The sequence below is a fragment of the Enterobacter cloacae complex sp. I3 genome, assembly GCF_014896175.1.
Lineage (GTDB): Bacteria > Pseudomonadota > Gammaproteobacteria > Enterobacterales > Enterobacteriaceae > Enterobacter > Enterobacter bugandensis.
Genome location: NZ_JADBQZ010000005.1, coordinates 87,782 through 112,487, shown reverse-complemented (window position 1 = coordinate 112,487; position 24,706 = coordinate 87,782). Strand labels below are relative to the sequence as shown.

Here is a 24,706-nt window from a genome sequence, read left to right as displayed (position 1 = left end):
AATGCAATTTTAAAAACTTGACGCAAGCCACAGGACGGAAAAAGAGTGAGAGGCCGGAGCGGGGCTCCGGCGAGGAAAGGATCAGACGTCGAAAGGAGAGTGGTTGTCGAGCACGGCCTGAATGACGTTCAGCGCGCCCTGATGGTTGTTGTCGTCGGTGCTGTAGCGGCTAATGTCTTTAATGCTCTGCGCCGCGTTGCCCATCGCAAAAGAGTATTTCACCAGCTTCAGCATCTCGGCATCGTTGCCGCTGTCGCCAATGCCGACGCACTCCTGCGGGGAGATTTTCCAGCGTTTCAGCAGGCGGCTAATGCCGTTGGCCTTGTGCAGGCCGGGGATAATCAAATCGACAAAACCGAAACCGCTGGTGACCGGCTTCATGATGCCGTCCAGGGAGACGTGCAGTTTATCGACCAGGTTCGGGATATCGCTGTCCGGCAGGTTCAGGGAGAACTTAAACAGCACGTCATCGATTTCGCGGTAATCGCTGATGCGTTTTAAGCGGTGATAGTGCTTTGACATCAGCGCCACGAAGGCGTCCGGGGCTTTGTCGCTGACGTAGGCGCTCTCCAGCCCGCAGGCTACAAAGTTCAGCCCTTTGTCTTTCAGCAGTTCGCCAATAACGATCTGCGACTCATGGTGGGTCAGCTCGCCGTGGAAAACCTGCTCGCCGTGATCGAACACCAGCGCGCCGTTCTCCGCCACGAAGGAGATCTGCTCTTTCAGTTCGGGGAAGAAGGAGATGAGCTGGTAATACTGGTTGCCGCTGGCGACAACGAACTCAATATTGCGGGATTTAAGCTGCTCAAACTGTGCCTGGAAGCGGTCACGATCGTACTGCTTGGCATCATCAAGGAAAGTTCCGTCCATATCGGTGACGATAACTTTAACGGTCATACTGTGCTCCTGGGTCACTGCGTTTTGAAACATTCTAATAACAAGGTGACGGGGAGCACAAATTTAATTTCGAATGAAAGTCAGAAAGCCGGGTGGCGGCTTCGCCTTACCCGGCCTACGGGGAGATGCTGTAGGCCCGGTAAGCGCAGCGCCACCGGGCGTTTTCTTACAGCGTATGCTCAGTACGGGCGATAATATCGTCCTGCGCATCCGGCGACAGGGCGGTGAAGAACGCCGAGTAACCCGCCACGCGCACTACCAGGTCGCGGTACTGGTCCGGGTGCTTCTTCGCTTCCAGCAGCGTTTCGCGGGAGACAATGTTGTACTGAATATGCCAGCCCTTGTGCACCTCGAAGAAGGTACGCAGCAGCACCATCAGCTTCTGGCGATCGCTGTCGTTTTCCAGCGTCGACGGGTTCAGCTTCTGGTTAAGCAGCACGCCGCCAAGAATCGCTTCCGTCGGCAGTTTACCCACGGAGCCAATCACCGCCGTCGGGCCGAGGTGGTCCGTACCGGAGGCCGGGCTAGCCCCTTCTGCCAGCGGGGTGTGGGCCTTACGTCCGTCCGGCGTGGCCATCGTTGCCGCGCCGAACGGAACGTTAGCGGAGATAGACGACGTGCCCGCGTAGTAGTTACCGCCAATCGGGCCGCGGCCGTAGCGGGGGTTGTGGTACTGCTTCAGCTCCTCAATGTAGGTTTCGTAAGCACGGGTCAGCAGCATGTCCACGCTATCGTCATCGTTGCCGTATTTCGGCGCACCGTTGATCAGGCGCTGGCGCAGCTGCTCGTGGGTCAGCCCGTCGAAGTCATCCGCCAGCGCCGCCGCCAGCTGCTGCTGACCGATAGCGCCCTGCTCAAAGACCAGCTTTTTCACCGCTGCCAGGCTGTTGCCGAGGTTGGCGATACCCACCTGCAGGCCGGAGACCCAGTCATACTTCGCGCCGCCCTGCTTGATGCTTTTCGCGCGTTCGATGCAGTCGTCCACCAGCGCCGAGCAGAGAATATCGTGGACGTTCTCCTCCAGCATGGTGTCTACCACGTACTCAATTTCGATAGATTTGCGGGTGTAGTAGCGGATCTGGCTGTCCCACGCCGCCATCACCTCCTCGAAATTGTCGAAGTTGCCGGCTGAGAGCGCTTTTTCCTGCGGCAGGAACACTTTGCCGCTGGTGGCGTCGCGGCCGCCTTCCAGCGCGGCGAGCATGACGCGGGCAAAGTTGATAAAGCTCATGCCGGTGCAGCGGTAGCCCCATTTGCCGCCCACCGCGGTTTCGATGCAGCCGATGGCCGCGTAGTCATACGCATCGTCGCGCTCCACGCCAAGCTTGATAAATTCCGGGATCACGATTTCATCGTTGTTAAATGCCGGCATCCCGAAGCCGCAGCGGATCACCTGCACGCAGGCGTCGAGGAAGTCGTTGCTCATGCCCGCATGATAGCGCACGCTCAGGTTTGGCTGGGTGGAGCGCAGGCGACCGCAGGACTCCAGAATCGCGTAGGAGAGCGGGTTCACCGCGTCCATCGGCTCGCCGTTAACCAGCTTCTGACCACCAATGGTGACGTTCTGGTACAGCGGGCTGCCGGCGGAGGCCTTGGAGTGCGAGCCGGAGCGGATCTTGTTCACTTCCAGCAGCTTCAGCCAGCAGCTGTGCAGCAGCTCGATGGCGTGCTCGCGATCCAGGCTCTGGTCCAGCTCCACGTCGCGGCGATAGTACGGATAGAGATACTGGTCCATACGGGCGAAGGAAACGGAGTGGCCGTTGGACTCAATCTGCAGGATCAGCTGAATGAAGTAGCACAGCTGCAGCGCCTGCCAGAAGGTTTTTGGCGGCTCGTGGGCAATCACGTCGCAGTTTTCCGCCATCGCCAGCAGCTCGTCGCGGCGGCTTTCGCGGGTTTCCGTAGACGCCATCTCACGCGCCAGGTCGGCGAAGCGTTTGATGTGCAGGCTGACGGCTTCCAGCACGATATCAATTGCTTTCAGGAACTGATCGCCGTGCAGGTCTTCCAGCACCGTCAGGTTGATGCGCGAGCGGCGCTCGTCCACTTTGGCGCGCAGGCCGTCGAGACCTTTCTCCAGCACCAGCGGGAAGTTTACCGCCAGGTGCGCGTCGCCGGAGGTCATGTTGCCTTCGGCTTTGATGATGCCGGTTTCCAGCAGGCCTTTCTGCTCGTCGGTGAACATGCCATAGCAGCGATCCTGCACCGTCTGGCCGCGCCACCACGGGCAGATTTCATGCAGAACACGCTTGTTCTCTTCGCTCACCGCGAAGCCCGCACCCGGACGGTCCGCCAGATCGTCAATCTCTTTCTCAATCCAGGAGACGGTATATTCCGGGAAGATCGGCGCGGCGCGCACTTCGCTTGCCTGGTTGCCGATAATCAGCTCGTCGTGCTTGATCCAGATGGTGCGTTCCGCCAGGTGATGTGCCAGCGCCAGGGCGCGACGCACCGGGATCGGCTTGTCCATGTGCTGCTGGTACATTTCGGTGTAATGCTGCGCGCGCTCGGTACAGACCGGCGGCTTGACGATATGCACCAGCGCCATTTTATGCGCTTTAATACGTTCGCTGAGGGTGTTGAGATTCAGGGTGGTCATAGGTTTATCCTCGTAAGGTCGCGGTTAACCCTTTCTGGCAGGCGTACTGCTGCGCGAAATCCAGCAGGGCAGGGTTATCCAGCGGTTTGTCAGGGGCAGAGTAAGGTTGGCCGAGCAGGGTGTATTTGTTCATGCCCAGCGTGTGATACGGCAAAAAGTGAATATCATCGACGCCGAGTTCGTCGGCGGCGAAGTTGGTAATGGCTGTGATGGACGCTTCATCGGCGTTAAAGCCCTGGATCAGCGGCACGCGGATGGTGATCTTTTTCCCGGCAGCGGCGAGGCGCTTCAGGTTGTCCAGGATCCGTTTGGCCGAACCGTCGGTCCACTGTTTGAACACCGCTCCGTCGACGTGCTTAAGGTCGGCAAGGAACAGATCGACGTACGGTAATGACGGCTCCATATAGTGCCACGGAACGTGAAGGCAGGTTTCGACGGCGGTGTGGATACCCTGTTCGTGGCTGGCCTTGAACAGGGCGTGCGCCAGCTCCGGGTTCATAAACGGCTCGCCGCCGGAGAGGGTGATCCCGCCGCCGCTGCGGTCATAAAAAGGTTTGTCGCGCAGCACGGTGGCCATGATCTCGTCCACCTGCTTCTCTTCACCGCAGACGGTAAGCGCCTGCGTCGGGCAGTAGTCGGTGAGGGCGTTAAGCGTCTCTTCACTCAGCTTTTCGCGGTGGATGACCAGGCCATTGAGCGCGCGTTCGATACAGCCCGGTGCCGCCTGCTGGCACAGGTCGCAGCCTTCCAGACACAGGCGCGCGTCAAACAGCACGTCCCGGCTGCGCGAGCGGCTTTCCGGGTTCTGGCACCAGCGACAGCCCAGCGAGCAGCCTTTCAGGAACACCACGGTTCGAATACCGGGGCCGTCGTGGGTGGAATAACGCTGAATATTGAAGATCATATTTTTGCCCTCAAGTTGCATATGAAGATTAAATGACTTTCGAATGAAAGTTATCTTGATTCAGGTCAACTCTTGAGCAGGTTTTATCGTGATAGGGTAAGTGCAGGCTAATTTTGAGGGTGACATCATGGAACTTTATCTCGACACATCTGACGTTGCGGCAGTCAAAAAGCTGGCGCGTATCTTCCCGCTGGCGGGCGTGACCACCAACCCAAGCATTGTGGCGGCAGGAAAAACGCCGCTAGATGAGCTGCTGCCCGCACTGCACGACGCGTTGGGCGGTAAGGGCCGTCTGTTTGCGCAGGTAATGGCAACCACCGCCGAAGGGATGGTGGAAGACGCGCGCAAGCTGCGCGCTATCATTAACGACCTGGTGGTGAAGGTGCCGGTGACCGCAGAAGGGCTGGCGGCCATTAAGATGCTGAAAGCGGAAGGGATCCCGACGCTGGGCACGGCGGTGTACGGCGCCGCGCAGGGGATGCTGTCGGCCCTGGCCGGAGCAGAGTATGTGGCCCCTTACGTTAACCGCGTGGACGCGCAGGGCGGGGACGGGATCCAGACCGTGATTGAACTGCAGCAGCTGTTGGCGCTGCACGCGCCGCAGTCAAAGGTGCTGGCCGCGAGCTTTAAAACCCCGCGACAGGCGCTGGATTGCCTGCTGGCAGGGTGCGAGTCCATCACGCTGCCGCTGGACGTCGCGCAGCAGTTTGTTACTTCCCCTGCGGTGGATGCCGCGATCGTGAAGTTTGAGCAGGACTGGCAGGGGGCGTTTGGACGGACGTCTATCTGACGGGTGCGGCCTGATGCCCTCACCCCAACCCTCTCCCACAGGGAGAGGGAGCAAACACTAAAACGGCAACCTGAAGGTTGCCGTTTGCTTTAACCTCCGCAAACCTCACACCCCGGATTGCGCATCAGCTTCATCTCGCGGAACTGACAGGTCATCGCGTCATACATCACGATTTTCCCCGCGGCAGGCGTGCCGTAGTGTGCCAGCACTTTGATCGCTTCCATTGCCTGCAATGAGCCAATCACGCCGACGAGTGGCGCCATCACGCCCGCCTCGACGCAGGTCAGCGCATTCTCGCCAAACAGACGGCTCAGGCAGCGGTAGCAGGGTTCACCATCCGCGTACGTGAAGACGCTAATTTGCCCCTCCATGCGGATTGCCGCGCCGGAGACCAGTGGGGTTTTGTGGGCAAAACAGCCCGCGTTCAGCTGGTTACGGACGGCGACGTTATCGGTGCAGTCGAGCACCAGATCGTGCTGCGCAATCTGCGCGAACAGCGCGTCGTCATCCAGCATCGCGTCAATCAGTGTGAACTGAACGTTGGGGTTGATGCGCGCCAGCGCCGTGCGGGCAGAGTCTACTTTCGGCTGGCCAACCGTCGCGTCGCTGTGCAGCGTCTGGCGCTGCAGGTTGGACACCGAGACGGTATCGAAATCCAACAGCGTCATCCTGCCCACGCCCGCCGCCGCAAGATACTGCGCGGCGGCGCAGCCCAGCCCGCCGAGACCGACGACCAGCACTTTGGCTGCCTTAAGCGCTTCCTGGCCCTCAAAGTCAAACCCGCGCAGCACGATCTGGCGGTTGTAGCGCATCATCTCCTGGTCGCTCAGCTCCACCGTCATGTCAGCCTCCGAACAGGTGGTTAAAGCGCTCAACCTCAACCCATTCGCCTGCTTCTACATTGCCGCGCTCGCGCTCCAGCACGATGAAGCAGTTACCCAGACTGAAGGAGCTGAAAATGTGCGAGCCCTGGTGCCCAGTGGTGCTCACTTCCATTTCGCCGTCGGCGTTGCGCGCCAGAATGCCGCGCTGGAAATCGAGACGACCCGGTGATTTTTTCAGGCGCGTAGCGGCACGCACGCGCAGGCGTTCCGGTAGCGGGCTGGCTTTGTTGCCGGAAAGCTTCGCCAGCAGCGGGATCGCCAGCTGGTAGAAGGTGAGTGCCGCAGAGACCGGGTTACCCGGCAGGCCGCAGAACCAGCTGTGCGGAAGCTTGCCAAACGCGAACGGTTTGCCCGGCTTGATCGCCAGCTTCCAGAAGGCGATTTCGCCCAGCTCTTCAAGAAGGGTTTTGGTGTAATCCGCTTCGCCCACGGAGACGCCGCCGGAGCTGATGACCACGTCGGCGGATTCGTTCGCCTCGATAAACGCCGCGCGCAGTTTTTCCGGGTCGTCTGGAATAATGCCGAGGTTAATCACCTCGCAGCCCAGCTGCTCCAGCATCAGGTGTACCGCCAGGCGGTTGGTGTCATAAATCTGGCCGTCCTGCAGCGGCTGGCCCGGAAGCTGCAGCTCGTCGCCGGTGGAGAAAACCGCTACGCGCACCTTGCGGATAACGTCAACTTCCGCGATGCCGAGCGAGGCCAGCACCGGCAGTTCACCTACCGTCAATTTCTGCCCGGCGGCAAAAACGGTCGCGCCGAGGGTGATGTCTTCGCCCGTGCGGCGGATGTTCTGGCCCGCTTTAACGTTCGCGGTAAAACGCACGCCGTCGTCGGTCTGCTCGGTCTCTTCCTGCATCACCACGGCATCGCAGCCCTGCGGAACCGGCGCGCCGGTCATGATGCGCACGCAGGTGCCCGCAGGCCATTCGCCGCTAAACGGCTGACCCGCAAAGGCTTTACCCGCCACCGGCAGGGCGTTACCCGTCTGGAGATCCGCCAGGCGCACCGCGTAACCGTCCATCGCGGAGTTATCGAACCCCGGCACGTTCATCGGCGAGACGATATCGCGTGCGGCAATACGACCAAAACAGCGCACAAGCGGCAGCGTCTCAACGTCATGCAGCGGAGAAATACGGTCAAGCATCTGCGAGAGTGCCGTCTCAAGCGGCATCAGTCCGGCGGTAAAATCCATGGTGGGCTCCTGCGGAGTAACAACGAAAGCGCCCATTATGGCAGAAAAGTGCGGCTAACTGTATGACCCGATGGGTGTACGCTTTACATCACTGTTGCGTCTTTCTATATTCAAAAATCATCTGAAGTTTCATCGACGATAATGATATTTATAGAAAAAGCCGCGAATCAGGCTAACGGGTGATGCGAATGGTTAATGCGGTAATCGCAATTCATGGCGGCGCAGGGGCAATCACCCGTGCACAGCTCAGTCCCGAGCAGGAAAAGCGCTACATTGACGCGCTGTACGCCATTGTGGAAACGGGCCAGAAAATGCTGGAAGCGGGCGAGAGCGCGCTGGATGTGGTCACCGAGGCGGTGCGCCTGCTGGAAGAGTGTCCGCTCTTTAATGCCGGAATAGGTTCGGTTTTTACCCGGGATGAAACCCACGAGCTGGACGCCTGCGTGATGGACGGCGTCACCCTGAAGGCGGGCGCCGTGGCGGGCGTGAGCCATCTGCGAAATCCGGTGCTGGCGGCGCGTCTGGTGATGGAGGAGAGCCCGCACGTTCTGCTGGCGGGCGCCGGGGCGGAAAAATTTGCCTTTGAGCACGGAATAGAACCGGTATCGCCGGATCTGTTTTCCACGGAAGAACGCTATCAGCAGCTGCTGGAAGCCCGTACGGCGGGCATAACGCAGCTTGACCATACTGCGCCGCTGGATGAAACCACCAAAATGGGCACGGTTGGCGCGGTGGCGCTCGATAAAGCCGGTAACCTCGCGGCGGCTACGTCAACGGGCGGCATGACCAACAAGCTGCCGGGACGCGTCGGCGACAGCCCGCTGCCCGGCGCGGGCTGCTATGCCAATAACGCCACGGCAGCGGTGTCGTGTACCGGCACCGGGGAAGTGTTTATTCGCGCCCTCGCGGCCTACGACATCACCGCGCTGATGGATTACGGCGGTTTAAGCCTGAGCGAGGCCTGCGAGCGCGTGGTGATGGAAAAATTACCTGCCCTGGGCGGCGTCGGCGGGCTGATTGCGGTCGATCGTGAGGGCAACGTGGCCCTGCCGTTCAACAGCGAAGGCATGTACCGCGCCTGGGGCTATGCCGGTGATGAGCCGAGCACGGGCATCTATCGTGAATAAGGGGGCAGCGCGTGCCGCACACTGAAGAACTGGACAACCGCGAGGTGCTGGCTGTCCATCAGCTGAATATTGCGTTTCAGGAAGAGCGGCAGTTCATCCCCGCAGTACAGAATTTATCGTTCTCGCTCAGGCGCGGCGAGACGCTGGCGATTGTTGGCGAATCCGGCTCCGGTAAATCGGTCACCGCGCTGGCGCTGATGCGCCTGCTGGAACAGACGGGCGGGCAAATCAGCAGCGAGAAAATGCTCCTGCGCCGCCGTAACCGTCAGGTCATCGATTTAAACGAGCTGAGCGGCGCGCAGATGCAGGGCGTGCGCGGGGCGGATATCGCGATGATCTTCCAGGAGCCGATGACCTCCCTGAACCCGGTGTTCCCGGTCGGGGAGCAAATTGCCGAGTCCATCCGGCTGCATCAGGGGCTGAGCGGCGATGAGGCGCTCAGGGAAGCGAGACGCATGCTGGAGCTGGTGCGCATTCCGGAGGCGCAGGCCATTCTGGGGCGCTACCCGCATCAGCTTTCCGGCGGCATGCGCCAGCGGGTGATGATTGCCATGGCGCTCTCCTGCCGTCCGGCGGTGCTGATCGCCGATGAGCCGACGACGGCGCTGGACGTGACGATTCAGGCGCAGATCCTGCAGCTCATCAAAGTGCTGCAGCAGGAGATGGAGATGGGGGTGATTTTTATCACCCACGATATGGGCGTGGTGGCTGACATCGCCGATCGGGTGCTGGTGATGCACAAGGGCAATGCTGTGGAAACCGGTGCGGTCGAGCAGATTTTTCATGCCCCCGAGCATCCTTACACCAAAGCGCTGCTGGCGGCGGTGCCGCGGCTTGGGGCAATGAACGGCAGCGATTTGCCGCGCCGTTTTCCGCTGATTTCCCTGGAGGCGACAGAGCCGCAGGAGGATGAAGGCGAGCAGGACACCGTGGTGTCGGGTAAACCGATACTCGAAGTGCGCAATCTGGTGACCCGCTTTCCGCTGCGCAGCGGAATTTTCAACCGCCTGAAGCGCGAAGTGCATGCGGTGGAAAACGTCAGTTTTGATCTCTGGCCGGGTGAAACGCTGGCGCTGGTAGGAGAGTCCGGCTGCGGGAAATCCACCACCGGGCGGGCGCTGCTCAGGCTCGTGGAGACCCAGGAGGGGACGATAACCTTTAACGGTGAACGTATCGACACCCTGCCAGATAATAAATTACAGGCGATACGGCGAGATATTCAGTTTATCTTCCAGGATCCGTATGCCTCTCTCGACCCGCGCCATACGGTAGGGTACTCAATTATGGAGCCGCTGCGGGTGCATAACCTGCTCGACGGCGAGGCGGCGCAGCGTCGTGTGGCCTGGCTGCTGGAGCGAGTTGGCCTGAAGCCGGAACACGCCTGGCGTTATCCGCACGAGTTTTCCGGCGGGCAGCGGCAGCGTATCTGCATCGCCCGCGCGCTGGCGCTGAACCCGAAGGTGGTGATTGCGGATGAATCCGTCTCGGCGCTGGATGTCTCGATCCGGGCGCAAATTATCAACTTACTGCTGGATTTACAGCGGGATATGGGCATTGCCTTCCTGTTTATCTCGCACGATATGGCGGTGGTAGAGCGTATCAGCCACCGCGTGGCGGTGATGTTTATGGGGCAGATCGTGGAAATTGGCCCGCGAAGGGCGGTGTTTGAGAATCCGCAGCACCCCTACACCCGCAAGCTTATTGCGGCGGTCCCGGTTGCCGATCCCGCGCACCGCCACGGCCAGCGCGTGCTGCTGCAGGATGAGATGCCGAGCAACATTCGTAAACGCGGCGAAGCCGTGGAGCGCGTCACGCTGCGTGAGGTTGGTCCGGGCCACTTCGTGGCTCCGCCGCGCCAGGACAATGCCTTCTCACGGTTATAACTTACAACAGGCAGGAGAACACAATGGTTACATTTGTAGCGCGTAAATGGTTGTTAGCCGCGAGCGTGACGGCAGCCCTGGCCGCTGCCCCCGCGTTCGCCGCCAAAGACGTGGTGGTTGCCGTCGGCTCCAACTTCACCACGCTCGATCCGTACGACGCCAACGACACGCTCTCCCAGGCGGTGGCGAAATCGTTCTATCAGGGGCTGTTTGGTCTCGACAGAGAGATGAAGCTGAAAAATGTGCTGGCGGAGGGGTACACCGTATCCGACGACGGGCTGGTCTATACCATCAAGCTCCGTTCCGGCGTGAAGTTCCAGGACGGGACTGATTTCAATGCTGAGGCGGTAAAGGTCAACCTCGACCGTGCCAGCAATCCTGAAAACAGCCTCAAGCGCTATAACCTGTATAAAAATATCGCCAGCACCGAGGTAGTCGACCCGGCAACGGTAAAAATCACCCTGAAAGAGCCATTCTCCGCGTTTATCAATATTCTGGCGCATCCGGCGACGGCGATGATCTCGCCCGCCGCGCTGAAAAAGTACGGTAAAGAGATCGGCTTCCACCCGGTGGGAACCGGGCCGTACGAGCTGCTCACCTGGAACCAGACCGATTTTGTGAAGGTGAAAAAATTCGCGGGATACTGGCAGCAGGGACTGCCGAAGCTGGACACCATCACCTGGCGTCCGGTGGTGGATAACAACACCCGCGCGGCAATGCTGCAAACCGGCGAGGCGCAGTTTGCCTTCCCCATCCCGTATGAGCAGGCCGCCATTCTGCAGAAAAACAGCAAGCTGGAGCTGGTTGCCAGCCCGTCTATCATGCAGCGCTACATCAGCATGAACGTCACGCAGAAGCCGTTCGATAACCCGAAGGTGCGTGAAGCCATCAACTATGCCATTAACCGTCAGGCGCTGGTGAAGGTCGCTTTTGCGGGTTATGCCACCCCGGCCACCGGCGTGCTGCCGCCGTCTATCGCGTATGCGCAAAGCTATCAGCCATGGCCGTACGATCCGGCTAAAGCGCGCGAGCTGCTGAAAGAGGCGGGTTTCCCGAACGGCTTCAGCACCACGCTGTGGTCGTCGCACAATCACAGCACCGCGCAGAAGGTGCTGCAGTTTACCCAGCAGCAGTTGGCGCAGGTGGGTATCAAGGCGCAGGTGACCGCGATGGATGCCGGGCAGCGTGCGGCAGAAGTGGAGGGGAAAGGGCAGAAAGAGAGCGGCGTGCGGATGTTCTACACAGGCTGGACGGCCTCGACCGGTGAAGCCGACTGGGCGCTGTCGCCGCTGTTCGCCTCGCAGAACTGGCCGCCAACCCTGTTCAACACCGCGTTTTACAGCAATCCGCAGGTGGACAAAGACCTGGCCGATGCCCTGAAAACCACCAAACCGGAAGAGAAAGCCCGCCTCTACAAGGACGCGCAGGACATTATCTGGAAAGAGTCGCCGTGGGTACCGCTGGTGGTGGAGAAACTGGTCTCAGCCCATAACAAAGCGCTGACCGGGTTCTACATCATGCCGGACACCGGCTTTAGCTTTGACGATGCGGATTTAAAATAAACCTCATGCTGAATTATGTTTGTAAACGTCTGCTGGGGCTTATCCCGACGCTGCTGATAGTGGCGGTGCTGGTGTTTTTGTTTGTCCACATGCTGCCGGGCGATCCGGCGCGTCTGGTAGCCGGGCCCGAAGCGGATGCCACCGTCATTGAGCTGGTGCGTAAACAGCTGGGCCTCGACCAGCCGCTGTATATGCAGTTTCTGCACTATATGTGTAACGTTCTGCAGGGCGATTTTGGTATCTCGATGGTGTCGAGGCGTCCGGTGTCGGAGGAGATTGCCAGCCGCTTTATGCCCACGTTCTGGCTAACGATTGCCAGCATGGGCTGGGCGGTGGCGTTTGGGCTGGGCGCGGGGATTATTGCGGCCGTCTGGCGCAACCGCTGGCCGGACAAGCTCGGCATGGCCCTGGCGGTGACCGGCATCTCCTTCCCGGCATTCGCGCTGGGGATGCTGCTGATGCAAATCTTTTCCGTTGAACTGGGCTGGCTGCCGACCGTCGGGGCCGATACCTGGAAGCATTACATTCTGCCCTCCATGACGCTGGGCGCTGCCGTGTCGGCGGTGATGGCCCGCTTTACCCGCGCCTCGTTCGTGGACGTGCTGAGCGAAGATTATATCCGCACCGCGCGGGCGAAAGGAGTCAGCGAGAAGTGGGTCATTCTCAAGCACGGGTTCCGCAATGCGATGATCCCGGTGGTGACGATGATGGGGCTGCAGTTTGGTTTCCTGCTGGGTGGCTCTATCGTCGTCGAAAAGGTCTTCAACTGGCCGGGGCTGGGGCGCCTTCTGGTCGATTCCGTCGAGATGCGCGACTACCCGGTGATTCAGGCAGAAGTCCTGCTTTTCTCGCTGGAGTTTATTCTTATCAACTTAGTGGTGGACGTGCTCTACGCCGCCATTAACCCGGCCATCAGGTATAAGTAAGATGCGATTGTTGAACTGGCGGCGTCAGGCCGTTTTGAACGCGATGCCGGGGCTGAAACCGGAGCATGTCCGCACTCCGTGGTCCGAATTCTGGCGACGTTTTCGCCGTCAGCCGGTCGCAATGGCGGCGGGGCTGTTCGTGCTGGTGCTAATTGCGGTGGCGATCGTTGCGCCGTGGGTAGCGCCGTTTGATGCGGAAAACTACTTTGACTACGACCGCCTGAACGACGGCCCCTCAATGCTGCACTGGTTCGGCGTGGACTCGCTTGGCCGCGATATCTTCAGCCGCGTGCTGGTGGGGGCGCAAATTTCTCTCGCCGCCGGGGTAGTCGCGGTGCTGATCGGCGCGGCTATCGGTACCGTGCTGGGGCTCGTCGCCGGGTATTATGAAGGCTGGTGGGACCGCATCATCATGCGCATCTGCGACGTGCTGTTTGCCTTTCCCGGCATTCTGCTGGCGATTGCCGTGGTGGCGATCATGGGCAGCGGCATGGCCAACGTCATCATCGCGGTGGCGGTCTTTTCGATTCCGGCCTTTGCCCGCCTGGTGCGCGGCAACACGCTGGTGCTGAAACAGCAGACGTTTATTGAATCCGCCCGCAGCATGGGGGCCAGCGATACCACCATTCTGTTCAGCCATATTCTGCCCGGGACGGTATCGTCCATCGTGGTCTATTTCACCATGCGTATCGGCGTGTCGATTATTTCGGCGGCCAGCCTGTCGTTTCTGGGCTTAGGCGCGCAGCCTCCGACACCGGAGTGGGGCGCGATGCTAAACGAGGCGAGGGCGGATATGGTGATTGCGCCGCACGTGGCGATCTTCCCGAGCCTGGCGATTTTCCTGACCGTGCTGGCGTTTAACCTGTTAGGTGACGGGCTGCGCGATGCGCTGGATCCGAGGATTAAGGGGTAGTGCAGTGAAATGTGCCGGGTGGCGGCTACGCCTTACCCGGCCTGTAAAAGATGTGCAGTGAGATTAAACCCGGCTACCCCACAGGTCATACTCGTCCGCGTTTTCAACTTTGACGCGAATAATATCACCCGGCTTAACGTTGGTTTCGCCGTTCAGGTACACCGCGCCGTCGATTTCAGGGGCGTCCGCCATGCTGCGGCCAATCGCGCCTTCTTCGTCCACTTCGTCGATGATAACCATGATCTCGCGGCCCACTTTCTCCTGCAGACGCTCGGCAGAAATCTGCTGCTGCAGCTGCATGAAGCGGTTCCAGCGCTCTTCCTTAACCTCTTCCGGCACCTGATCCGCCAGCTCGTTGGCGGTTGCGCCTTCCACCGGGCTGTACTTGAAGCAGCCGACGCGGTCCAGACGGGCTTCTTTCAGGAAGTCGAGCAGCATCTGGAAGTCTTCTTCGGTTTCACCCGGGAAGCCGACGATAAAGGTGGAGCGCAGGGTCAGATCCGGACAGATTTCACGCCACTGCTTGATGCGCGCCAGCTGGCGGTCAACGGAGCCAGGGCGTTTCATCAGCTTCAGGATACGCGGGCTGGCGTGCTGCAGCGGGATATCCAGGTACGGCAGGATTTTGCCTTCCGCCATCAGCGGGATCACATCGTCAACGTGCGGGTACGGGTAAACGTAGTGCAGACGCGTCCAGATACCGAGCTTAGCCAGCTGCTCGCACAGGCCCACCATGCTGGTTTTCACCGGCTCGCCGTTGTGGAAACCGGAGCGGTGTTTGACGTCCACGCCATAAGCTGAGGTGTCCTGGGAGATGACCAGCAGCTCCTTCACGCCCGCATCGGCCAGACGTTTCGCTTCCGCCAGCACTTCGCCAATCGGGCGGCTCACCAGATCGCCTCGCATGGACGGGATGATGCAGAAGGTGCAGCGATGGTTGCAGCCTTCAGAAATTTTCAGGTAGGCGTAGTGACGCGGCGTCAGCTTCACGCCCTGTTCCGGCACCAGGCTCAGGAACGGGTTGTGCTTTGGTTTTGGCACGTAGTGATGAACATGTTCCAGCACCTGCTCGTAGCTGTGCGGGCCGGTGATCTCCAGCACCTTCGGGTGCACCTCGCGGATTTGGTCCACTTTCGCGCCCAGGCAGCCGGTAACAATCACTTTGCCGTTTTCGGTCAGCGCTTCACCGATGGCTTCCAGTGACTCCTGGACCGCGCTGTCGATAAACCCGCAGGTGTTAACGATCACCATATCGGCGTTGTCGTAGCTTGGCACCACGTCATAGCCTTCAGTGCGCAGTTCGGTCAGGATGCGTTCGGAATCCACCAGGTTTTTCGGGCAGCCCAGGGAGACGAAGCCGATTTTCGGCTGGTGCGTAACATTGCTCATAGGTTAAAAATTCATCAATTATGGAGTTATCAGGGCGGGATTTTACAGCGTATCGCGGGGGATTTATACACTCTTTGCAAGGTGGATGCGCCAGGCCGAGGTTGTAACATTGTAAATAATGTTAATCAGTTAAGAATAATTGATCTCAGGCATTAAACTGTACAAAAAATGACCTTATTCTGAATGTGCAACATGGCTGACAGAGGAGGAAATAGCATGTCCGTTGACAGACTGAAACGCGATCTGCTTAACAAGCTGATCAACGCCCGAATCGACCTGGCCGCCTATCTGCAGCTCAGGAAGGCAAAGGGCTATATGTCAGTCAGCGAAAGCGAACATCTGCGTGATAATCTGTTTGAACTGTGTAATTTCATGCGTGAAAAAGCACCGACCCTGAAGGCGGAATACGATGAATGCGAGCTGATGGCGCTGCGTCGCGCCGCTGAGGTGCTCTCCATTGCAGGGGTATGTTTAATGAACGGACGCCACGACTGCCCGACTTTTATCGCGGTTAACGCGGAGAAGCTTGAAAACTGCCTGACAACGCTCTCTCTTTGCATCATGTGTCTTAACAAGCACGAGACGCTTGCACAGCACTGAGTTCGGGGGGAGACAACTCCCCCCATCTGATTAAGCTTTTGTAAAAGTGGTAACGCGCCCGGAGGTAATGGCTAATCTTTATGCCATATGCCGAAAAAGGAGCGCTTTATGCCTCGATCCTCGTTGATTTTCCTGCCTGCATTGTTCATTCCGTTTTCGCTTCTTGCTGCGCCAGAGGCGGTAAAGGTTGAGGTGCTGCAAAACCGACTCGATCACCCCTGGTCGATGGCGTTCCTGCCGGGCAATGACGGTTTACTGGTCACTCTTAAGGGCGGGCAGCTCAAGCGCTGGCAGGCCGGGAAAGGACTTTCCGATCCCATTGTCGGCGTGCCGAAGGTTTGGGCGAACGGCCAGGGAGGACTGCTGGACGTGGTGCTGGCGCCGGATTTTGAAAAGTCGCGCCGCGTCTGGCTGAGCTACGCCGAAGCCGGGCGTGACGGCAAGGCCGGAACGGCGGTGGGCTATGGTCGCCTGAGCGACGATCTTTCCCGCATCGAGGGATTCCAGGTGGTGTTCCGCCAGATGCCGAAACTCTCAACCGGTAACCATTTTGGTGGGCGACTGGTGTTCGACGGCAAAGGGTATCTCTTTATTGGACTCGGCGAGAACAACCAGCGCCCGACGGCGCAGGATCTGGACAAGCTGCAGGGTAAAGTGGTGCGCCTCACCGAAGACGGTAAAGTGCCGCCGGATAACCCCTTTGTGAACACCTCCGGCGCGCGGCCGGAAATTTGGTCCTACGGCATTCGTAACCCGCAGGGGATGGCGATGAACCCGTGGAGCGACACGCTGTGGCTGAACGAGCACGGCCCGCGCGGCGGGGATGAAATCAACATCCCGGAGAAGGGCAAAAATTACGGCTGGCCGCTGGCGACGCACGGAATTAACTACAGCGGGCTAAAAATCCCGGAAGCCAAAGGCGAGCACGTTGAGGGAGCCGAAAAGCCGCTGTTTGTCTGGAAAGTGTCGCCCGCGGTCAGCGGCATGGCGTTCTATAATAGCGACGTGTTCCCGCAGTGGAAAAACAAGCTGTTTATCGGGGCGCTAAAGGAAAAGGACGTTATCGTGCTGAGCGTGGACGGCAATAAGGTGACGGAGGACGGGCGGATCCTGGGCGACCGGGAGCAACGTATTCGCGATGTGCGGGTGGGGCCGGATGGCTATCTGTATGTCCTGACCGACGAAACGGACGGGCAGCTGTTAAAAGTCAGCCCGTCCGGTGCGTAATCAGGTGACCGGGATCATCACCACGTTACGGTACGCCGGGCGCTCGCTAAGCTGCTTAAGCCAGCGGTCAAGGTTCGGGCGCGGCGTCCATTTCAGACCGAGGTTGGTCAGGTTCCAGACGAACGGCGCTACGGCAATGTCCCCCACGCCGAACGTATCGCCGGAGAACCAGGCGTGCTTCGCCAGCTCATCGTCCATCATCGCAAACAGGTTTTCGCAGGCATCCTGCGCGGCATGAATGGCCGGGTAGTCGCGCTCGGCTTCAGGGGTTCTCACCAGCCCCATCAGGATCACGCGGTGAACGGGAGAGAGCGTCTGATTTGCCCAGTCCATCCACTTCTCACCCTGCGCGCGCTGCGCCGGGTTTTCAACCCACAGGCGGCCAAGACCGTACTGGGCGGCGAGGTAACGCACAATGGTGTTGGACTCCCAAAGGGTTGCGTCTGTTTCGTCATCGCGCAGCAGCGGCACCAGGCCGTTCGGGTTCATCGCCAGATAGTCGGCCTCTTTGTTCACGCCGAACGACATGCCAGCCATGATTTGGTTAAACGGTAAATCCAGTTCCTCCAGCGTCCAGAACACTTTCTTAACGTTGGTCGAATTATTCCTGCCCCACAGCGTAATCATATTTACTCCTGTTGAGTGTGAATCCGGGTCGGCTTTTTGCCATGGTGAGATAAACCTAACAATTACGCAACAGAAGACAAAAAAATCGCCTGAATCAAAGCGTAAATGAATGTTATTGCATAAACTTTAATAACTTTACCCTCGTTGGGTTTCTTTAACCGTTTTACTGCGCTATTACTCATCGCTTCTTGCGACACGGTGATGTGACGTAATTTTTGAATGGACACTCGGGTGGCATTTATGACGCGAAAAATGACTTCTCTGCGCAGCCTGGCGGCAGGCTCTGCGCTTCTTTTCCTGTTTGCACCAACACTCTACGCGGCTGAACAGGCTGCGCCCGAAGCGCCGCCTGTGGACGCGCGCGCCTGGATACTGATGGACTATTCCAGCGGTAAGGTGCTGGCGGAAGGCAATGCGGATGAGAAACTCGATCCGGCCAGCCTGACCAAAATCATGACCAGCTATGTGGTCGGGCAGGCGTTAAAAGCGGGCAAGATCAAGCTGGACGATATGGTCACCATCGGGAAGGATGCCTGGGCGACCGGCAACCCGGCGCTGCGGGGCTCGTCGGTGATGTTCCTGAAGCCAGGCGATCAGGTCTCCGTCTCCGATCTGAACAAAGGGGTAATCATTCAGTCGGGAAATGATGCCTGTATCGCGCTGGCCGACTACGTTGCCGGCAGTCAGGATTCTTTCATTGGTTTGATGAATGGCTATGCGCAAAAGCTCGGCTTAACCAACACCACCTTCAAAACGGTCCACGGCCTGGATGCGCCGGGACAGTTCAGTACCGCGCGCGACATGGCGCTGCTGGGAAAAGCGCTGATCCACGACGTGCCGGATGAATACGCCATCCACAAAGAGAAAGAGTTTACCTTCAACAAAATTCGCCAGCCGAACCGCAACCGCCTGCTGTGGAGCAGCAACGTTAACGTGGACGGAATGAAGACCGGCACTACGGCCGGCGCGGGCTACAACCTGGTGGCCTCCGCGACGCAGGGCGACATGCGCCTGATCTCGGTGGTGCTGGGCACCAAAACCGACCGCATCCGCTTTAACGAGTCAGAAAAACTGCTGACCTGGGGCTTCCGCTTCTATGAAACCGTGACGCCGATTAAACCGGATGCCACGTTCGTTAGCCAGCGCGTCTGGTTTGGTGATAAGAGCGAGGTGAATCTGGGGGCGGGTGAGGCCGGTTCCGTGACCATTCCACGCGGTCAGCTGAAAAACCTGAAAGCAAGCTATACCCTGACCGAGCCGCAGCTCACCGCGCCGCTGAAAAAAGGCCAGGTGGTCGGGACGATTGATTTCCAGCTAAACGGCAAGTCGATTGAACAGCGTCCGCTGATTGTGATGGAAGCGGTGGAAGAGGGCGGCTTCTTCAGCCGGATGTGGGATTTCGTGTTGATGAAATTCCATAGCTGGTTTGGCAGCTGGTTTAGTTAAGTTTTATGCCGGGTGGCGCTGCGCTTACCCGGCATAACCTCAATACATCAACTTCATCTGCTGTGCCTTTGCATGGGCCACAATCTCGTCATCGGGGCGGCAATCGCTGACGATGGCGTCAAACTGCGCCAGCTCACCCATTCTTGCCGAACGCACCTTGCCAAACTTGCTGTGATCGACCACCAGCACATGATACTGCGCGGCATTTAACGCCCAGTTCTTCACCGGCAGCTCCTCCAGATTAAAGCAGGTTGCACCCTGGCGCACGTTCACGCCTGCGGCAGAATAAAACGCGATGTCCGGGCATAAATTGCTAAGCGTGTCCTGCAGGTTAAGCGGTTTAAAGATGGCGTTGCTGGCGTGAAACTCGCCGCCGCAGAGGATCACCCGGCACTCGGGTTTCTCCTGAAGCGCCAGAAAGGTATTCAGGGAGTAGCACACGGCGGTAAAGGGAATACTGCTGTCGATGGCTTCGATAATCCACGGCGTGGTGGTGCCGCAGTCAAAAAATAGCGTCTGGTGCGGCTGAACCAGCGTAGCCGCAAGGCGCGCGGCTTTGCGCTTCTCTTCAACCAGACGCGTCTTCTGGTCGCTGATCAGATAATGGCTGGCGCTGCGCGGCTCAAGGACGATGTACCCGCCCAGCAGTACCACGGGGGCGCTGTCGCTGTTCAGATCGCGACGAATGGTCATCTCTGAGACACCGAGGAGGTTGGCGGCTTCCTTCAGATGCAGCTTATCGCTGCGCTTCAGCGCCTGCAGCAGTTGAGCAATGCGGTCATCGCGTCGTGTTTCCATAGTTCCTCGGGATAAAAAAGTGAGCCCCCGCAGGGCGGGGGCTCAGTGTAACCTGTCCGGTTGGGGTTAGTCACGTATCCAGCCCTTGCGGATCGGGATGGCAAAAATGGCGCGATAGAGCGAAGAGAGCCCGCGGTAGAGCGCCTCACCGAAGAGATTCCACAGGATAGCCGCGCTCACGCAGCCAATCAGCCCCACCAGGAAACCGCCCACCATATCCAGCGGCCAGTGGACGCCAAGATAGACGCGCGACCAGGCGATAGCCACAGCGACCACCATCAGCACCGCACCCGACCACAGGCGATGCCAGAACAGGAAAGCCAGCGCGAAGGTGAAGATAACCGTACCGTGATCGCTCGGGAAAGAGTCATCCGGCGCGTGGTGCAGGAAGGTGTAGCCAATGCGATCGACAAAAGGACGATCGTGCGGGAACGCGTGGCCGAGAAGATAGCTGACCAGCACGCTTACCCCGAGCGCCATCGCGACTTTGATCACCAGCTGGCGCTGTGCCTTAACCTGGCTGCGCGGCCCCCACAGCCAGAGAATGGCAGCCAGCGCAGGCACGATGCTGATAAGGTCTTTCGCCAGAAAGGTGGCAAAATCAATCATCCACTCTGGCGAGGCCGGGGTGGCGTTGATCAGATAAAACAGCTGATAATTCAGATTCTCTAGCATAGCGTAATCACTCTTTTGCAAACCGGGTGGAAACCAGCCCGTAGACCGCCACCTGGGAAAACCAGACCCACCACCCGGCCCACAGGTTGTGAGAGAAAAAATGTGCCCCGCGCATCACCTGGCCGAAGCCCATCGCCAGACCCAGAACCGCGCCAAGGACCACAAAGCTCCAGGCGAGACGCGGACGCTCGCGCCAGAAGGCAAAAAACAGCCCCATCACCATAAAGCCGCTGGAAGAATGGCCACCCGGGAAGCAGCGGCCCGGGCCGCTGTCTGCCGGAACGGCGCTGAACAGGGGGTAAGACACGGCCTTACCGCCATATTCCACCAGATCCCACGGGCAGCTGTGGTGGCTGATGCTTTTCAGCACGCCAACCACCAGCGCGCCAAGCCCCATCAGCAGCGCGGCTGTGACAAGCCTTGCGTTACGTTTGTAAGCGCCGTAAAGCAGCGCCACGGCGCCTAAGGCAATCGCAATGTACTTAGCCAGACGATGGTTCAGCAGATCCAGCAGGTGGTCTTTCTGCAGCGGGAAAGTCTGTGTCGCCGCGTCATACCAGAAGCCGGTGATCCATCTGTCGAGCGCTTCATCGCGCGATAGCCACGTAAACACCACGGCAAGCGCTACTAGCACCAAAAGCTGATAACCATAAAAGCGGGACGGTAAGCGGTAAAGCTGTTTTGTCTTATTAGTCTGTAAGTTAGACAATTCTGAACGGCTGGAAGTGAGTGCCATAATTAGGGATCATTGACGAGTAATCGCGCTATCATAAATCTGTCAACTTAAGGAAACCTTAAACGAAGACGATATGTGCTTTATTTCTGTTTCTCCTCGATAAATCACTATCTCGGATTACGGCATTTCATTAAACTCGTCGCGATTTTGTCATTATAAAGAGATTGCATGTTAAACCGTTCTTCTTCTGGTTCACGTCTGGGTCGTCAGGCGTTGCTTTTCCCTCTGTGTCTGGTGCTCTACGAATTCTCTACCTATATCGGCAACGATATGATCCAGCCCGGTATGCTGGCCGTTGTGGAGCAGTACAACGCGGGAATCGAGTGGGTGCCGACCTCCATGACCGCCTATCTGGCTGGCGGCATGTTTTTGCAGTGGCTGTTAGGCCCGCTGTCGGATCGTATTGGCCGCCGTCCGGTGATGCTGACGGGCGTGGTGTGGTTTATCGTTACCTGCCTCGCCATGCTGCTGGCGCAAAACATTGAACAATTTACCCTGTTGCGTTTCCTGCAGGGGGTGAGCCTGTGCTTTATCGGCGCCGTGGGGTATGCCGCCATCCAGGAGTCGTTTGAGGAGGCGGTGTGTATCAAAATTACCGCGCTGATGGCGAACGTGGCGCTGATCGCCCCCTTACTCGGGCCGCTGGTGGGGGCCGCGTGGGTGCACGTTGCGCCGTGGGAAGGGATGTTTGTGCTCTTTGCTGTTCTCGCCGCCATCGCGTTCTTCGGCCTGCACCGCGCGATGCCGGAAACGGCTACCCGTCTGGGCGAAAAACTCTCGCTGAAAGAGCTGGGCCGGGATTACAAAGCAGTGTTGCAAAATGGCCGCTTTGTGGCGGGGGCGCTGGCGACCGGATTCGTTAGCCTGCCTCTGCTGGCGTGGATCGCGCAGTCACCGGTTATTATCATCAGCGGTGAAAAGCTCAGCAGCTACGAGTACGGCCTGCTGCAGGTGCCGATCTTTGGCGCGTTGATTATCGGTAACCTGGTGCTGGCCCGTCTGACGTCTCGCCGCACCGTGCGTTCACTGATTATCATGGGCGGCTGGCCGATTGCGGCAGGGCTGATTCTGGCGGCGGTAGCGACCGTCGCGTCATCCCACGCCCACCTGTGGATGACGGCGGGGCTGAGCATTTATGCCTTCGGAATTGGCGTGGCGAACGCTGGTCTGGTGCGCCTGACCCTGTTTGCGAGCGAGATGAGTAAAGGTACGGTCTCTGCGGCGATGGGCATGCTGCAGATGCTGATTTTTACCGTCGGTATCGAGGTGAGCAAGCACGCTTACGCGCTGGGCGGCAACGGGTTGTTCAGCCTGTTAAACCTCGCCAACGGCGTGCTGTGGGTTGGCCTGATGGTGGTGTTCCTGAAGGACAAACGCGTCGGAAACGCTCTGCAACCATAATCTTTTTTCCCCTCTCCCCATTGGGAGAGGGACTGGGTGAGGGGCGAGGCCGCCAGACCGCACGCGGTCAATTAAACGGTGCCTCCCCGTTCAACACCTTCTCAATCACGTTTAAAACGCCTTCCTCGTTATTATGCGGTGCTTCAAAGCGCGCCTCCGCTTTAATATGCGGTTTGGCATTTGCCATCGCAAAGCTGAACCCGGACTGACGCAGCATCTCCACGTCGTTGCCGCTGTCACCAAAGGCCACCACTTCGCTGTCCTCGATGCCCCAGCGCGTTTGCAGGATCCGCAGGCCGTTGGCTTTATGCACGCCGGGGATAATCAGGTCAATGCTGCCGTGACCGGTGGTGACGGGCACCATAATGTCACTCAGCTTTTCATGCAGCAGCGCCTGAATGCGCGGAATTTCGTCATCGGAAACGTTGAGCCCGAACTTGAAGAAGATGTCGTTCAGGCTGTTGAAATCCTGCACCCTTTCGAGGCGGTGATAATATTTTGACGCGATATCAATGAAGGCATCGTCATAGGCCTTAAGCGTGTAGGCGCTGCCTTTCCCGCAGGCGATAATCTCAATGCCGGGGACGTCGTTTAAGACGGTGGCCACGGTGCTGAAATGCGCTTTTGTCAGCTCGCCGTTGAACACATCTTCCCCGGCATCGACCACCCAGCCGCCGTTTTCGGCAACAAAGGCAATTTCATGCGCGATCTCCGGGAAGAAGGAGATCAGCTGGTAATACTGGTTGCCGCTGGCGACCACAAAGCGAATGCCTTGCTCCTTCATGCGCGCATACTGCGCCAGAAAGCGCGGGCGGTTATAGGTCTTGGCATCACTCAGGAATGTGCCATCCATGTCGACGGCGATCAGTTTAACGCTCATATCCCTTCTCCATTGACGTTTGTTCCGTTTCCGGCTTTGCCACCGCGCGCGCCACCAGCGCCGCGATAATCACCAACCCTAACACCACCAGCATGGCGCTGCGCAACCCGTAGTGCTCACCGAGGAAACCGAGCAGCGGCGGCCCGACCAGGAAGGCGAGGTAGCCCGTGGTCGCCACCACGCTGACGCGGGTCGGGGCATCCGGGCCGGTGTCGCTGGCGGCCGAAATAGTCAGCGGGAAGCCGAGCGACGCGCCCAGACCCCAGAGGATCACCGAGACCCCGGCAATCCAGTCTACGTCCACAAAGACGATCATCGCGATACCCAGGCCGCCGAGCAGGGCGCTGGCGCGCACTACCGCCACGCGGCTGTAGCGGTCGATAAACCAGCCGCCGGTGAAGCGCCCGACGGTCATCCCCAGCGTAAACCCGGCGTAGATCAGCGAGCCGGAGGTCGGACTAAAGCCGTGGCCGTCCACCATCAGCAGCGGCAGCCAGTCGTTGGCGGAGCCTTCCGCGAACGCCATCGCCAGCACCACCACGCCGATGAGCATCAGCTGGAAATCGCGGTAGAAGGGCAGCCCTTTTTCCGTCGAATGCTGTTCTTCAGCGGAATTCTTGCCGGTACCGTTCGGGATCGCCCGAATGCCGGTCAGGATCGGAATGATGCATACCAGCGCCGCCAGCAGGATATGCAGATTCGCGCTCATGCCAAAGGCCGTCAGCGCCATCCCCACGCCCGCGCCGGCGAGCGTGCCGAGGCTGTAAAAGCCGTGCATCATGGGCAGCACGGTTTTGTTCATCTCGCGCTCGACCGCCGCCCCTTCAACATTAATCGCAACCTCTGCCGAGCCGAAGCTGCCGCCAAATACCGTCAGCCCCAGGGCAAACAGCACCGGCGAAGCAAACCACAGCGCCACGCTTAGCACGATCATCCCAATTACCGCGAAGCACATGGTGGTGCGGATCACCGCCCGCGTGCCAAAGCGCTTCACCAGCCACGCGGAGCAGAGAATGCCGCTCATGGAGCCTATCGACAGGCCGAACAGCACGATGCCCATCTCCGCGGTGGAGACGGACAAAATATCGCGAATGGCGGGCGTACGTGTGGCCCAGGAGGCCATCAGCAGACCGGGAATGAAGAAGAACATAAACAGCGCCCACATGCGGAGCTGCAGGGCTTTGCGGGGAGAGGTCAGCGTCATTGGGGTAGCACCAGAAGTACAACAATAGCGACAACACTAGCAAGTT

The 24,706-nt window shown here is 59.0% G+C and carries 22 protein-coding genes; 10 read left to right on the top strand and 12 right to left on the bottom strand.

Annotated features, from left to right (window positions below):
- Window positions 1-81: 81 nt before the first annotated feature.
- From IM271_RS05215 to IM271_RS05205, 3 genes are all read right to left on the bottom strand, one after another.
- Window positions 82-897: a Cof-type HAD-IIB family hydrolase gene (locus tag IM271_RS05215; protein ID WP_193052271.1), complete on the bottom strand. Its 816-nt coding sequence runs from the start codon at window positions 895-897 to the stop codon at window positions 82-84.
- A 166-nt stretch (window positions 898-1,063) separates the two neighbouring features.
- A complete protein-coding gene (locus tag IM271_RS05210; RefSeq protein WP_193052270.1) occupies window positions 1,064-3,496 on the bottom strand; it encodes a formate C-acetyltransferase/glycerol dehydratase family glycyl radical enzyme in 2,433 nt (810 codons plus the stop codon).
- Between the two features lie 4 nt (window positions 3,497-3,500).
- Entirely contained in the window at window positions 3,501-4,400 is a 900-nt protein-coding gene (locus IM271_RS05205; protein WP_193052269.1) for a glycyl-radical enzyme activating protein, read from the bottom strand.
- 127 nt (window positions 4,401-4,527) lie between these two features.
- On the opposite strand from IM271_RS05205, the gene fsa reads away from it, so the two are divergent.
- Complete coding sequence (gene fsa / locus IM271_RS05200) at window positions 4,528-5,190, top strand: fructose-6-phosphate aldolase (protein ID WP_193052268.1); 663 nt, start codon at window positions 4,528-4,530, stop codon at window positions 5,188-5,190.
- Window positions 5,191-5,279: 89 nt separating this feature from the next.
- Here the strand turns inward: fsa and moeB are convergent, their stop codons facing one another.
- Window positions 5,280-6,032, bottom strand: a complete 753-nt coding sequence (gene moeB / locus IM271_RS05195; RefSeq protein WP_048999333.1) for a molybdopterin-synthase adenylyltransferase MoeB — start codon at window positions 6,030-6,032, stop codon at window positions 5,280-5,282.
- Between the two features lies 1 nt (window position 6,033).
- Window positions 6,034-7,266, bottom strand: a complete 1,233-nt coding sequence (gene moeA, locus IM271_RS05190; protein WP_193052267.1) for a molybdopterin molybdotransferase MoeA — start codon at window positions 7,264-7,266, stop codon at window positions 6,034-6,036.
- Between the two features lie 188 nt (window positions 7,267-7,454).
- On the opposite strand from moeA, the gene iaaA reads away from it, so the two are divergent.
- Genes iaaA through gsiD form a run of 5 tightly spaced genes read left to right on the top strand, consistent with a single transcriptional unit; the run spans window position 7,455 to window position 13,677 of the window.
- Window positions 7,455-8,393 (top strand): beta-aspartyl-peptidase, encoded by a 939-nt coding sequence (iaaA, locus tag IM271_RS05185; protein WP_192972081.1) that lies wholly within the window; start codon window positions 7,455-7,457, stop codon window positions 8,391-8,393.
- A gap of 11 nt (window positions 8,394-8,404) precedes the next feature.
- Entirely contained in the window at window positions 8,405-10,276 is a 1,872-nt protein-coding gene (gsiA, locus tag IM271_RS05180; protein WP_048999335.1) for a glutathione ABC transporter ATP-binding protein GsiA, read from the top strand.
- Between the two features lie 23 nt (window positions 10,277-10,299).
- Window positions 10,300-11,838, top strand: coding sequence for a glutathione ABC transporter substrate-binding protein GsiB (gene gsiB / locus IM271_RS05175; protein ID WP_048999336.1), 1,539 nt, complete (start codon window positions 10,300-10,302; stop codon window positions 11,836-11,838).
- A 5-nt stretch (window positions 11,839-11,843) separates the two neighbouring features.
- Window positions 11,844-12,764, top strand: coding sequence for a glutathione ABC transporter permease GsiC (gsiC, locus tag IM271_RS05170; RefSeq protein WP_045630942.1), 921 nt, complete (start codon window positions 11,844-11,846; stop codon window positions 12,762-12,764).
- Between the two features lies 1 nt (window position 12,765).
- On the top strand, window positions 12,766-13,677 hold the full coding sequence (gene gsiD, locus IM271_RS05165) for a glutathione ABC transporter permease GsiD (protein WP_028012480.1): 912 nt from the start codon (window positions 12,766-12,768) through the stop codon (window positions 13,675-13,677).
- Window positions 13,678-13,740: 63 nt separating this feature from the next.
- On the opposite strand, the gene rimO is transcribed toward gsiD, so the two are convergent.
- On the bottom strand, window positions 13,741-15,066 hold the full coding sequence (gene rimO, locus IM271_RS05160) for a 30S ribosomal protein S12 methylthiotransferase RimO (RefSeq protein WP_041910688.1): 1,326 nt from the start codon (window positions 15,064-15,066) through the stop codon (window positions 13,741-13,743).
- Between the two features lie 216 nt (window positions 15,067-15,282).
- Here rimO and bssR point away from each other — a divergent pair, with 216 nt between their 5' ends.
- Window positions 15,283-15,666: a biofilm formation regulator BssR gene (gene bssR, locus IM271_RS05155; RefSeq protein ID WP_048960862.1), complete on the top strand. Its 384-nt coding sequence runs from the start codon at window positions 15,283-15,285 to the stop codon at window positions 15,664-15,666.
- 108 nt (window positions 15,667-15,774) lie between these two features.
- Window positions 15,775-16,893 carry a PQQ-dependent sugar dehydrogenase gene (locus tag IM271_RS05150; RefSeq protein WP_048957049.1) on the top strand — a complete coding sequence of 373 codons (1,119 nt, stop codon included), beginning with the start codon at window positions 15,775-15,777 and terminating at the stop codon, window positions 16,891-16,893.
- Here IM271_RS05150 and IM271_RS05145 read toward each other — a convergent pair whose 3' ends face one another.
- Entirely contained in the window at window positions 16,894-17,520 is a 627-nt protein-coding gene (locus tag IM271_RS05145; RefSeq protein ID WP_193052266.1) for a glutathione S-transferase family protein, read from the bottom strand.
- Window positions 17,521-17,760: 240 nt separating this feature from the next.
- On the opposite strand from IM271_RS05145, the gene dacC reads away from it, so the two are divergent.
- The gene (dacC, locus tag IM271_RS05140) at window positions 17,761-18,966 is read left to right on the top strand and encodes a serine-type D-Ala-D-Ala carboxypeptidase (RefSeq protein WP_032644979.1); all 1,206 of its coding nucleotides are present in this window, start codon (window positions 17,761-17,763) and stop codon (window positions 18,964-18,966) included.
- A gap of 39 nt (window positions 18,967-19,005) precedes the next feature.
- On the opposite strand, the gene deoR is transcribed toward dacC, so the two are convergent.
- From deoR to IM271_RS05125, 3 genes are all read right to left on the bottom strand, one after another.
- Window positions 19,006-19,764, bottom strand: a complete 759-nt coding sequence (gene deoR / locus IM271_RS05135) for a DNA-binding transcriptional repressor DeoR (RefSeq protein WP_193052265.1) — start codon at window positions 19,762-19,764, stop codon at window positions 19,006-19,008.
- 66 nt (window positions 19,765-19,830) lie between these two features.
- Window positions 19,831-20,439, bottom strand: coding sequence for an undecaprenyl-diphosphate phosphatase (ybjG, locus tag IM271_RS05130; protein ID WP_028012487.1), 609 nt, complete (start codon window positions 20,437-20,439; stop codon window positions 19,831-19,833).
- Window positions 20,440-20,446: 7 nt separating this feature from the next.
- Complete coding sequence (locus tag IM271_RS05125) at window positions 20,447-21,175, bottom strand: phosphatase PAP2 family protein (RefSeq protein ID WP_047368172.1); 729 nt, start codon at window positions 21,173-21,175, stop codon at window positions 20,447-20,449.
- 168 nt (window positions 21,176-21,343) lie between these two features.
- On the opposite strand from IM271_RS05125, the gene IM271_RS05120 reads away from it, so the two are divergent.
- Window positions 21,344-22,576 carry an MFS transporter gene (locus tag IM271_RS05120; protein ID WP_193052264.1) on the top strand — a complete coding sequence of 411 codons (1,233 nt, stop codon included), beginning with the start codon at window positions 21,344-21,346 and terminating at the stop codon, window positions 22,574-22,576.
- A 67-nt stretch (window positions 22,577-22,643) separates the two neighbouring features.
- Here the strand turns inward: IM271_RS05120 and IM271_RS05115 are convergent, their stop codons facing one another.
- Together IM271_RS05115 and IM271_RS05110 are read right to left on the bottom strand one after the other, a co-directional pair.
- Window positions 22,644-23,456 (bottom strand): Cof-type HAD-IIB family hydrolase, encoded by an 813-nt coding sequence (locus IM271_RS05115; protein WP_059355492.1) that lies wholly within the window; start codon window positions 23,454-23,456, stop codon window positions 22,644-22,646.
- Window positions 23,446-24,660 carry an MFS transporter gene (locus IM271_RS05110; protein WP_193052263.1) on the bottom strand — a complete coding sequence of 405 codons (1,215 nt, stop codon included), beginning with the start codon at window positions 24,658-24,660 and terminating at the stop codon, window positions 23,446-23,448. Before IM271_RS05110 ends, IM271_RS05115 begins: the two co-directional genes overlap by 11 nt.
- Window positions 24,661-24,706: the final 46 nt, after the last annotated feature.